Below are 10,779 nucleotides of genomic sequence, written 5' to 3'. Positions count from 1 at the left end.
GTCATGAGCACTGCAAAGAAAAACACACAACTGCTGATCCTAGAGAATATGCTGGGCCAAAAGGTAAGAACCTTTGCGGTGGACTCACGCTCAATGAATATCGTCTTCTTGAAAGACCAGCGCCGCGTTGAAGCGGTCGCAAACCTCAAAACTCTTGAGGACAACGAGCTTGAGTACACTCTGCTGAAAACTCTGACTGTTTCTGATCTCGAAAAGCCTGTAAAGCTCTCTGGCTTAGGCCAACTCCGCTTGATGGATGAAACGGCTATCAACAGCCCAGACCATCAACTGACAAAGGAACAAGACGAGAAAGAACTTAAGACAATCCTCGAAAAAACAATGATCGGCCACATCGCCATCGTTTTGATTTTAATGTTGGGTTCTTGGATCTCTGCTAAATACTTCTCACAAAAACCTGAAGAACCAGCTTTGGTAACAATCGTCGTTCCTAAGAAAGAAACTCCGGTTGTTGAAAAACCGGCTCCAGCTCCTCATGTGAAAGTTTCTGAAAAGAAAATCAAGCCGACAAACAAAGTCTACCGTCCAGTTGCGACGAAGAAACTTTTGACGAAGCCATATAAAGTGAAAACTGCAAAAGCAACGGACGTTCACCGTGTCGGTGCGTTGGCAGCTTTGGGTGGCGTTGCAAAAGGTCACAAAGGTGCTGAAGGCTTGGATATGAACTCTTTGAAAAACATCCGCTCTGCTGGCCAAGGCCAAGGTGGTGGCGGTGTTGGTTCTACTGGCCGTGGTGGCGTAAAAGGAATGATGCCGGGTAACGGTCTTATCGCCGGCAGCGCTGGTGAAGGTGGCCGTGCTGAAAGTGCTGGCGGTTACGGCACTCGTGGCGCTGGTGGCGGTCGCGCTGGTTACGGTAAGATCTCGATGGTTGGTGGTATGTCTCCAATCAGTTTGCCTCTTGATGACGAAGCCACTGTTGAAGGTGGTTTGGATCAGGACCAAATCCTCGCTGTTATTAACAAACACTTAGGTCAAATCACTTACTGCTATGAAAAAGGATTGCAAGCGCAACCTTCAATTGGCGGACGCGTCGCGGTTGATTTCACTATCGGCCCTGCTGGAAGAATCACAGTTGCGAAAGTAGCTCAGTCTTCCCTTGGTTCGAAGCTCGTTGAAAATTGCATGCTAGATAAAATGAGAACATGGCAGTTCCCTAAACCTGTAGGAAAGGTCAATGTCGACGTCCTCTACCCGTTCAACCTGACACGCGTGAGCAGTCGATAAGGAGAGTTTTATGAAGAACGTATTATCTTACACTCTGATGGCAGCTAGTTTGACGTTCGCAGCCTGCGGCAGCAGCAACTACGGAGATTCTCGCGAAGCGGAAATCAAACAAATCCGTGAAAACGCAAAACAACAACTCCAAACGGGCCCGACTCCTGTTCCTGAAAAGATCGTCTATGTCACGAAAGACAAAGAAGTGATCAAAGAACAAGCGACTTTGAACGACAACTACTTCAAAATCGACTTGGGCGATAAGATGATGGCTTTCTACGAAGGCCAGCAAACTTCATACAAAATCACTCTTCGCGTACAAGATTCTGATATCCAAATGAAGCTGACTGCAAAAGGTCTTCCAACAGGAGCAGAATTCCGCGACATTTCAACAGCTCAATCACCTAACACCTATGAGCTTCGCTGGACTCCAGCGACAAACACAATCTCTTACGACGAACAACCTCCTAAAGTCTATAATGCGACTTTAGTTCCTGTTCTTGTCTCTGCTAAGACACAAGAAAAAGCAAACACAGTTAAAGGTTTGTCTCTTGAAAAAACTGTTTTCTTCTCTCTCTTTAGAAACCAAGAAAAGCCTTCTCAGTTGACGGTGACTGGTTTGGATAAAGAAGTTAAAGAAGGCGACGTTGTTCCTTTCTCTATCACAGTGAAATTTCCAGGTGTTGATGCTAACTCTGCTGTAAAACCAAGCTTGTCACCTTCCGAAGATGAAACAACTCAGGTGGTGGGCTCCGACTATATGGAAATGGATGGGGCCCGCTACGTCTCTAAAGACCCAAGCCGCCCTTCTCTTGAATACCTCGGTGACTACAAATGGAAGTTCAACCGTGTTTTCGACACGAAGAACATGCCGGTTGAAAACCAAAAGTTGAAAAATGGCACTGTTGCCAACGTCAACTTCACTCAAACTCGCATTGCTTTGAGAGTGGTTTCTGCTTTCAACGCAAGCCCAAGCACCGTGATCCGCGTAAAAATCAATCGTCCAACACCAGAAGCTCCGGCGACACCAGCTACTCCTACAACCCCGCCGGCTTCTGAAGCAAAGCCACAAAACGTAAAGACAGCTGGAGGTAAGAAGTAATGAAAACCCTCAAAGTTTTAACCCTCAGTACTCTTTTGTTGGCTTCTCTCTCTGTAGCTGCAGCCCCTAAAACCACAAAGAAAACGGCTCCAGCTCCTCAACAGCAACAAGCTAAGCAAATCGACTTCAACAAAGACGTCGACGGCCTTGGTGGTAACGATGCTTTGATGGAAATGTCAGAGAGACTCAATCCTGAAACTAAATCTCGTATTGTCCAAGATCGCATCGTAGATCGTCACAACCGCCTCGAAGTAGGAATCAATTATGGCGGGGTCATGGGTGGGACTACGTATGTACAAACGCAAAATATCGGTGCGACCTTGGACTTCCATTTGACTCCACGCTGGTCGATCGGCGCTCGTTACTACTCTTACCAAAATCAAGAGACTCCAGAAGGTAAGCGTATTTACGATGAAGCTCTTGCAAATAAAAACAATGGTCTTAGCTCTACGATCGTAGATATCGACAGACCACAAAATGCGACTATGGGCACGATCAACTGGTACCCTGTTTACGGTAAAATCAACTTCTTTGATAAAGCGATTGCGCAATTCGACTTCTACTTGCTTGCAGGTGGTGGACAAATCGTCCTCGAGAGCGGTCCTACCGGTATCGCGACGGCGGGCCTTGGTTTTGGTTTGTGGATGACGAAACACGTTTCTGCTCGCGCAGAAATCCGTTACCAAGCTTACAAAGACCAAATCGTGACGGGTTCACGTGATATTAACTCTGCTGCGGCCACTATCGGCCTTGGATGGATCTTATGATGATCAAATCGATCTTAGCATCTTTAGTAGTTCTTGCTGCTATCGGCGCCCGTGCTGAAGATCGTCTTTCAGCGCAGAAATGGTCCGAAGATTTCGCAGCAGCTTTGAAGTCTAAAAACACCGCTGCAACACTGCAAATGGTGGACTTCGATAAACTCGATAAGAAATACCTCAACACCTGCAGCGATTGCGCTGACAAAGCATTGATGGAAAAAGCTCGTAAGGTCTACGCAAAAGGCCAATACGAGGAGGCCCGTGCTCTTTACGACCAAGTCGCTAAAGGCAGTGCTTACTGGTTGCAAGCCGTTGAAGAAAAAGCTTGGACTTACTTCCGTCAAAATCAAATGGACGCTTCTTTGGGCCAGACCAAAACATTGCTGGCTCCTCAGTTTGCGGGCTACGTCGGTTCTGAAGCTTACTTCTTGCAATCTTTGGCGAACCTGAAGACTTGCAACTATAAAGAAGTTTTCGAAACAAATAAGCTCTTTAAAGATAAGCAAAAGCCACGTTTGGTTGAAATCCAAAACTTGTCTAAAACAGGCATGAACGATTCCATGGCGAAAATCATGGTGACGGCTGAGACGTTCCCTATGCAATTCTCTGAAGTCGGTGAAGCCGCGAACCATTTGCCACAGCTTTTCTACAAAGATATCGAATTCCAACGCCAATTGATGAGATTGAAACTCACTGAAAAAGCTTTGGCCATCTTGAAAGCAGAAGGCAAATCGGAAAGTCTTCAGGCTTCTTTCGAGAAAACAAAAGCAACCGCACAAGCTAAATTGCAAAATCGTATGAAGCAATTGGCGGCTCTTGAAACCAATGACAACTTTAAAATCGTTCAGAAATTAAACCTTGTCGAAGTTGAAGCCATCCAAAGACTCCATGCGGACGTTGAAATGGATAAAGCTCTCTTCAAAAAAGGTGACTTTAGCGAAACGAACTCTGACCAGCTCGTGTTCGTAGACGACGGCCGTCCTTGGATCGATGAACTCGATAAATACCAAGTACGTACGAAAGCATGCCCTCAGAACATTCGGAGGAAGATGTGAGAACTTCATTTAAAATCGGCAGCCTTATCCTAGCAACTTCATTGTTTGCGGCTTGCAGCCCCGAAACGGCTTCCATGTCAGCACAACAACCGATTGTTCAACCAACTCCACCGACCTATTCCCGCGTTGCGGAACAAAAAGCCGGTTGGATCACTGAAGATGGTGGCAATAGCCAGCTCGACTTCAATCCACAGGTTGATATTTTGTTCGTTACAGACAATTCAGACAGTATGAAAACCGCGCAGGCGAACCTTGTGCGTAACATGGACAAATTCTCTGACGGCATCGTTCGTAACAAAATGATCGATTACCATATCGGTGTGGTTTCTACGTGGGACAGCTCTGAGCGTTTTATTACAACTAAAAAAGACCAATACGGTATCGGCGAATTGCGCTTTATCAAAGACGGCAAAAATCAGTCTTTCAATAAGCGTTTCGTCACTCGCACTGAAAAAGACTTGATGGCCTCGACTTTGGACATCGGTGTGGCTCCTTTTGCTGAGGGCGGTCCTGAGAATGAAGAGTTCTTCTCTCCACTTCTCGCAGCTCTTGATAAATCCGGCAACGGCCAAGTGAATGACGGATTCTTCCGTCCTGATGCTCAGCTTGTTGTGATCTTCTTGACGGATGCAGATGATGGCAGCGCCAGCATCACTCCGGATGAAGTGGATCGTCGCCTGTTGGATTTCAAAGGTGGTCGTAAAGACAAGTACTCGGTTTATGGCGTTCTTGTGAACGCAAAAGACTCAGATCAATACAAGGATTACGGTCTTCGTATTTTGCCAAAGTATCACTCTGAGTGTTTTGATATGAAGAAGAAAACTCCAGTGCGCATCACGAATAAAAGCGAACCTGGTTGCCAAACAGGTTTCGGTCCAACACGTTTAGAGCAATTGATCGCAAGCGCTAACAGAAGTGCGGATCTCACGAACGACGACCAAATTAAAAACAAGTACATCATGAGCATCATCAGCCGTAACTTCGGTACAGATTTGGCAAATATCGGTGCTGATATTAAAGTGAGAACGATGGCTAAAGAGATCTTCCTCACTCGCGGTGTGCCGGTTGTTGAAAACGGCGTGATTCAACTTCGCGTTCGTTACGGCACTCCAGAGGAGTTGGCCGCAGGCAAAGGCCAAATCATCCCGCAAGGTAAAGGCGGATGGTTGTACAACCCGGATCAAAACTCAGTTCGCCTTTCTGGTGATGTTAATTATCAGTATAAAGACGGAGCACGCTTCGCAGTCGACCTAAAAGCTGCTATCCTAAATTAGTAATTATCAAACGGCTCCAAAGATGGGGCCGTTGTTCTTTGAATGCATCACAAGGATGGCCTCATGCTCGCAAAAATCATCTTCTCTGTAATCCTCTCTGTTTCCGCCTATGCAGGCAGCAAAGTCACTCCCGAGCAAGCTCTTGAAGCAGCTGCTGTGGGGAACGTCGTGACTCTGAAGAAATTTAAGACCTCTAAGGGCGACTTGAACACCCAGAATTCACATGGGCTGACACCCCTGATGCAAGCCGTGGCGAATGGCCAGCGAAAGGCTGTGGACTATCTTCTGTCGCAAAAAGTAAATCTCGAGCTTAAAAATGAGAATGGCGATACCGCTCTCGCGATGGCCCTGGGAAATGATCACGATCAAATCGCCGCGAGCCTTATCAATGCCGGCGCCAAGACCGACGTCCTTGGCGGTGAGAATAAGAACACTCTAATGTTCATCGCCGCTTCGACGAATGCGACTAAAACCTTAGAGCTTCTGACCAAGAAAGCTCCGGAGCAGATCAATCAGAAAAATCAAAAAGGCGAAGCCCCGCTGCACGAGGCGGCTCGCTACGGCAGTGAAAAGACCCTGCAGATTTTGTTGAATGCCGGAGCCGACAAAGCGCTTAAAAATAACGAAGGGAAAATCCCCCTCGACATCGCCAACTCTATTCAAAACGAAGCGGCAGCTAAGCTGTTAAAATAGGCTTTTTCTTAAAACTGAGTCCTAAAATTCAGAATTCAGACTGGCAAGAGCCTTCAAATCGAATTAAAGCCATTTAAAACCTCCAAATTCGTGGCACCTCTCTTGCGATAGAGGGCTGGCACAAACCTTAGGAGGTTCTATGGAAATCACTAACGAACAACAACCGATCCAAGAAGAAATCGAGTTTTCTACTGAAATCTTCAACGTCACGAATGAGCCAGATGATTTCTCAATCATCCTCACAAACACGTCTGATTTCGTAGGTATGGAAATGGGCGGCCGTCGCTGCTAATCCCAAAGGCCTCTGGAAATCCCAGGGGCCTCTTTTTTGGAGTCGTTATGAACCTCATCTCTGTTGATTCCCTCAATAAATCTCAAACAGAAAATCTCTTTCGCAGCAAATACATTGCTGAAAATAGACCTGCCCTCTTAAAAGGCCTCTGCAAAGAGTGGCCGGCATTTTCAAAATGGAGCCTTGATTACTTCAGTGAAACTTACGGCTCTGCCGAGCTTCCTGTGAGTTACTACCAATCAAATGCTCACCAGAAGTACAAAGACAAAACTCGCATAAATATGAAAGAGTATGTCGACTATGTTAAGTCCTTGAGAACCGCTCCGCCAACAGGTGAGCCCATGTATGCGGCGGGCTGGCACTTTGCCAAGAGCTTCTCGAGCCTCACGCAAGACATCGTTATTCCGGAGTTCTTTCAAAACAACCTGATTGATAAAATTCAGCCCATTATGCAGTACGACTGGATGTCTCTTTTCATCGGTCACGCGTATTCGCAAAGCCCGCTTCATACGGACTCATTTTTCGTATCGACGTGGCTGACTTGTATTCGTGGTTCTAAGACAGTTCGTCTTATTCCCGGAGACACTCCTGGAATTACCAATGGCCTTGATGTCTTTAATGACACTATCGTCGAGAATCTCATCGCAAAGGGCGTTTCCGTCTATGAAGCCAAAATTGAAGAAGGCGATACTTTGTTCATGCCTTCTGGTTGGTGGCATCATGTGATCAATCATGATGAGTCGATTGCCCTTTCTTGCAATTTTGTATCACCTAATAACTATCTTCCCTTCGAACAACAGATTCGTGGACGTATTCTGACACCGCTGGTGAAACTAGAAAAACTAAGCCAAGAAATTCTCAATAGTGAATTCGCCTATTGTGAAGACTCCCTGGAGAGTTGCCGTTACGTCGATAACGAAAAGGCGTTCTTAAAGTACATTCAACAAATGCACACAAAGCATGATCATATCCTGAACCGCCTGCCAAAGGCCAACTAGTCATGAAACTCGCGATTGACTCTCTTCCATTAAAAAAATCGTTGTCGCAGTCGACAGACTACAGCGGCATTCAATTTTTTAGTTTGAGTCATTCAGCCCTGGCAGAGAGTGAGATCACAGAAGTGAACTCACTCACCTACGAATGCCGTTTACCAAGCACGATGCAATGGGATGATGGTAGCCCCGTCACTGGCAGCGATTTTCTTTTGGGTTTTAAGCATCTCTTTGCTGAGAAACCTTTGCTGAGGCAACTCCTCTTTAAAGACCTCAAAATGATGGAATGCAAAGACGATAAAATTCGCTTTTTCTTAAAAAAGAAGAATAGTTTCTTTTCTGAGATACTAAAGATGCCCTTCCTGACGCCAGCCCAATCCCAACTTCGCGGCTCCAGTGGAGCTTATCGACTTGATTCACAGAATGAGGATCAGTTTCTATTTTCCAAACAAAGAAGTGTGCCAGGCCCGCAAGAAATTCTTCTTCGTCACATTCAAAGCCCCGAGGACAATATGAAGGCCTTTCTTCTGGGAGAGATCGATATTACTTCAGATACAGCTTTGCCACTCCATTTGGACTTTCAAGGCTTGCCGGTTCAAAGGCATGAAACCGGGCTCTTTGCAGGATTTGAAATGTCTCGCAGATTTTATGATTTAACTTCTCTCGATAGTAGAAAATCTCTTCAGAATCTTATCTCTTCAGTCTCCTTTGAACACATCCATTTCGGCAAATACGATTCCTGGACGCTTCCTTCAGAGAGCAATGGAAAAATAGAGCCCTGCTCAATCAAAATTGCTTTCGATCCCTTCTATCCCAATAAAGAGATCTGCACGGCCGTTCAGGAAAAACTGACTGCAAAAGGCTTCAAGGTTGAACTCGCCGTTGATGACTATTATCAACCTTATCAAGAGTATGACTTGAAGTTTATTATTCGTAGAGGCCTAGGAGCACATCCCTACTTTAGATATCTTTCTCTAATTAAAGAGCCCGGCATTTATGACAACAAAGCCACCTTAAAGTCTTTAGCACGTGTTTATGATTCCTGGGAAAGAGCCGAAATCGATGACGCCGGAGCCATTTATCTATGCGACCACCTTCTTGAAGATGCGGCATCGTTTATTCCCCTTTTTAAAATTCCATCCTTGAGCTTAAACAGGACCCTGAGCGAAAACCCCCTGCTCAAATTCCTAAAATAATGAGAGGCTAGTATGCAGACCATCGGAGTACAAAGTTTGACCAAGACAACGACTGACACCTTCACGAAAAATATCTGGCTCTATTACCTCTTTGCAGCGTTCTCGAGCATGGATTTCACGCGTGGAATCTTTATCCTTTTTTTCCTAAGCAGAGGCTTTGATCATTCCCAAATCGGTCTTTTCCAAAGCATCCTTTTTGGCAGTATTCTTTTATTTGAGCTCCCCTCTGGAATGTTCGCTGATCGCTACCGCCGCAAATGGAGTGTTCTTGTTGGCATAGCCACGGTGATTGTCGGCTTTATCGGCGTCCTTGTTTCAAAAAATTTCTACGTTGTTGCAGGTCTTTTCGCATTGAAAGGCCTGGGCATGGCTTTCTCGAGCGGTGCAAACACAGCCCTTCTCTATGATTACCTTAAAACTCAAGGTTCAAAGGCCAAATCAACCTATCTTCAGGTGTCGGCAAAGTCTCGAAACATCGGCAATTTGACCCTGGCTTTTGCAATTTGGCTGGGCGGTGTCCTAGAAAAGCAGCAAGGCTGGTCGTATGCTTATGGCGCCGCCATCGTCGCTTATTTCCTGGCCGGGTTTTGCATTCTTTTCTTCCAAGAGACACCTCATGAATCGCACTCTCACGAAGAGCGCCCTTCAGTCACGGCCAGCATCAAGGAGTATCTCAGTTCGACAACCGGCAAATACCTCCTGTTACTTATCGCCGCACTTTGTTTTTTCGAAGCCGGCGCGACGCCCCTTTATATCTTTTCACAATCTTACTTCCAGGCTCAGGGATTGGACGTCGCAACTATTGGCCTGATCATGTCTCTAGCGAGCTTGGCGAACTCGTTCTGGTACACTTTTACATCGTTCTTTAAGCGATTTGAGCTTAAGAACATTATCCTTGGTGGTGTGTCGCTCTTTGCATTGCTCGTGCTGGGCTATGCCCTGCCTTATAATCTTACTCTTCATGTCGGACTTTTTATTTTCTTGGCGAGCTTTCCCAATTTGGTGTTTGTTTTCACGGATACTTATTTGCACCAACAAGTCCCGTCGAATATTCGCGCCAGTTTGATCTCCATTCAGTCATTGGTGAACTCTCTTAGTATCGCCTGCTCTTATATGGCACTTGGCTACTTTATGGATCACGGCTTCGGCGTGAAGGCGATGTCTCTTTTGAGCATTCCACCTTTGCTTTGCCTAGTGTTGCTCGGGGTTTATTTCAAAAAAGCAGGAAAGATCTCTCATGTTTAGACCTGTTGAAACACTCCGAGTTCATTTATCAGCAAATGCACCCGCAGAACTTCGCGAGGGCACACGTCTATGGACATTCCAGCAACTATCGGATTCTGTCGTTCAGAGCTTGGAAATCGTTGCTGCAGGAAAGTCTTTTGCTACTTTGCCTTCACAGAAATTTCAGGAGTTCCTTTTAAAGGAAAGACTGATTTTTAAAGTTCAGGATTTCAAAGAAGACTCTCATCACAGAACCCTCCACTGGCTTTCTTACCAAACACAGAATGCGGAAGAGGTCTTTGCAAAGATGCAATCGAAGCCCGTGGGAATTATCGGCTGCGGTGGAACCGGCGGCCTGATTGCAGAACACCTTGTTCGCGCCGGCATTCGTTCGCTGGTGCTTGTGGATGGGGGACTTGTCGATGAGCCGGATTTGAATCGCCAGCTGCACTTTACAAAAAAAGATTTGGGAAAGCCGAAGGTTCAAGCGCTCAAAGAGCGACTTCTTGAAATTCAACCGGACCTTGAACTTCACACCCGCCACGAACTTCTGTCATCCACAGATCAACTCACTGGAATGTTAAAAGGCTTCTCGCTTCAGCTCATTGTGTGCGCCGTGGATCAGCCCATGTATACCATCCAAGCTATCGTTGGCGAGACCGCTTTGCAGCTCGAAACCGCCGTGCTGTTTGGTGCCGTGGGTATTTCAGATGCTGTGATCGGCCCTCTCTTTACGGATCCCGTAGAGCTACAAAAGCAAAATGCAAATTTCAGAAATTTGGCAAAAGACGCTGCCCATTTTCAGCAACAGATCGTTCGTGGAAGCCTGTGTTTTACAAACACTCTTGCGGCGGCACAGATGGGCCTTGAGGCCTTTAAGTTCCTCAGTGGGTATGGTGGCGAGCTGACGATAAAAAATAAGGCACTCATCGTGCCTTATTCTATTTAAAATTT

11 protein-coding genes are annotated in these 10,779 nt (G+C 46.1%); all 11 read left to right on the top strand.

All coding sequences use genetic code 11. The features are described from left to right. Window positions 1–3 precede the first annotated feature (3 nt). The 11 genes from JSU04_06150 (at window position 4) to JSU04_06100 (ending at window position 10,774) form a co-directional block, all read left to right on the top strand. The gene (locus JSU04_06150; protein ID MBS1969868.1) at window positions 4–1,245 is read left to right on the top strand and encodes an energy transducer TonB; all 1,242 of its coding nucleotides are present in this window, start codon (window positions 4–6) and stop codon (window positions 1,243–1,245) included. A 10-nt stretch (window positions 1,246–1,255) separates the two neighbouring features. Further along, complete coding sequence (locus JSU04_06145) at window positions 1,256–2,338, top strand: hypothetical protein (GenBank protein ID MBS1969867.1); 1,083 nt, start codon at window positions 1,256–1,258, stop codon at window positions 2,336–2,338. Continuing rightward, window positions 2,338–3,105: an outer membrane beta-barrel domain-containing protein gene (locus JSU04_06140; protein MBS1969866.1), complete on the top strand. Its 768-nt coding sequence runs from the start codon at window positions 2,338–2,340 to the stop codon at window positions 3,103–3,105. Before JSU04_06145 ends, JSU04_06140 begins: the two co-directional genes overlap by 1 nt. Beyond that, the gene (locus tag JSU04_06135; GenBank protein MBS1969865.1) at window positions 3,093–4,154 is read left to right on the top strand and encodes a hypothetical protein; all 1,062 of its coding nucleotides are present in this window, start codon (window positions 3,093–3,095) and stop codon (window positions 4,152–4,154) included. The genes JSU04_06140 and JSU04_06135 overlap by 13 nt, the downstream gene beginning before the upstream one ends. Next, window positions 4,124–5,428 (top strand): hypothetical protein, encoded by a 1,305-nt coding sequence (locus JSU04_06130; protein MBS1969864.1) that lies wholly within the window; start codon window positions 4,124–4,126, stop codon window positions 5,426–5,428. The genes JSU04_06135 and JSU04_06130 overlap by 31 nt, the downstream gene beginning before the upstream one ends. Before the next feature lie 63 nt (window positions 5,429–5,491). After that, window positions 5,492–6,121 (top strand): ankyrin repeat domain-containing protein, encoded by a 630-nt coding sequence (locus JSU04_06125; GenBank protein MBS1969863.1) that lies wholly within the window; start codon window positions 5,492–5,494, stop codon window positions 6,119–6,121. A gap of 139 nt (window positions 6,122–6,260) precedes the next feature. Next, a complete protein-coding gene (locus JSU04_06120) occupies window positions 6,261–6,413 on the top strand; it encodes a hypothetical protein (protein ID MBS1969862.1) in 153 nt (50 codons plus the stop codon). Between the two features lie 47 nt (window positions 6,414–6,460). Then, the gene (locus JSU04_06115; GenBank protein MBS1969861.1) at window positions 6,461–7,411 is read left to right on the top strand and encodes a cupin-like domain-containing protein; all 951 of its coding nucleotides are present in this window, start codon (window positions 6,461–6,463) and stop codon (window positions 7,409–7,411) included. Between the two features lie 2 nt (window positions 7,412–7,413). Further along, complete coding sequence (locus JSU04_06110) at window positions 7,414–8,601, top strand: hypothetical protein (protein ID MBS1969860.1); 1,188 nt, start codon at window positions 7,414–7,416, stop codon at window positions 8,599–8,601. Between the two features lie 12 nt (window positions 8,602–8,613). Then, window positions 8,614–9,846: an MFS transporter gene (locus JSU04_06105; GenBank protein ID MBS1969859.1), complete on the top strand. Its 1,233-nt coding sequence runs from the start codon at window positions 8,614–8,616 to the stop codon at window positions 9,844–9,846. Next, on the top strand, window positions 9,839–10,774 hold the full coding sequence (locus JSU04_06100) for a ThiF family adenylyltransferase (protein MBS1969858.1): 936 nt from the start codon (window positions 9,839–9,841) through the stop codon (window positions 10,772–10,774). The genes JSU04_06105 and JSU04_06100 overlap by 8 nt, the downstream gene beginning before the upstream one ends. Window positions 10,775–10,779 lie beyond the last annotated feature (5 nt).

Source organism: Bdellovibrionales bacterium, assembly GCA_018266295.1.
In the GTDB taxonomy this organism is placed as follows: domain Bacteria; phylum Bdellovibrionota; class Bdellovibrionia; order Bdellovibrionales; family Bdellovibrionaceae; genus JACMRP01.
This window is presented reverse-complemented; position numbering and strand designations above follow the sequence as displayed.